This window comes from Wenzhouxiangella sp. YN1 (assembly GCF_056324145.1).
The window spans coordinates 1-698 of the sequence record NZ_JBJNIO010000043.1; the positions used below are offsets into that span (position 1 = coordinate 1).

General features: G+C 65.3%; 1 pseudogene. It reads right to left on the reverse strand.

The window, feature by feature from the left end:
- Window positions 1-698, reverse strand: a pseudogene (locus ACEWQZ_RS00110) (excinuclease ABC subunit UvrA); the annotation flags it as partial.

The following is a 698-nucleotide window of genomic DNA, read 5'->3' on the forward strand; positions in this document are numbered from 1 at the left end:
GACAGGCTGTAGTCGCACACCGGGCAGGCGTAGCGCGCCGAGAACAGCATCTGTTCGATGTCGCTGTCATCTTCGATGGGCGCAACGATTGCCAGGCTATCGGCGAGCGCCAGCGCCGTCTCGAAGCTTTCGGCCAGGCGCTGGGCCAGGCCTGCTCCGGACTCCGACCCGGTAGCTTCGCGCACCCTGAAGCGATCGACGACCGCCTCGATGGTGTGTTTCTTGCGCAGCTCGAGCGCCGGCAGCTCATCGTCCAGGTCGATGACTTCGCCGTTGACACGCGCGCGCACGAATCCCTGGGCGCGCAGCTCCTGCAACACCTGCAAATGCTCGCCCTTGCGGTCACGCACAATGGGCGCGAGCAGCATCAGCTTGCTGCCCTCGGGCAGGTTGAGCACCGTGTCGACCATCTCCGAGACCGTCTGGGCGTCGAGTTCCTCGCCGTGCTCGGGGCAGCGCGGCGTGCCCACCCGGGCATACATCAGGCGCAGGTAGTCGTGAATCTCGGTCACCGTGCCCACCGTCGAGCGCGGGTTGTGGCTGGCCGCCTTCTGCTCGATGGAGATCGCCGGCGACAGGCCCTCGATATGGTCGATATCGGGCTTTTCCATCATCGACAGGAACTGCCGTGCGTAGGCCGAAAGCGACTCGACATAGCGCCGCTGGCCTTCCGCATAGATGGTGTCGAAGGCCAGCGA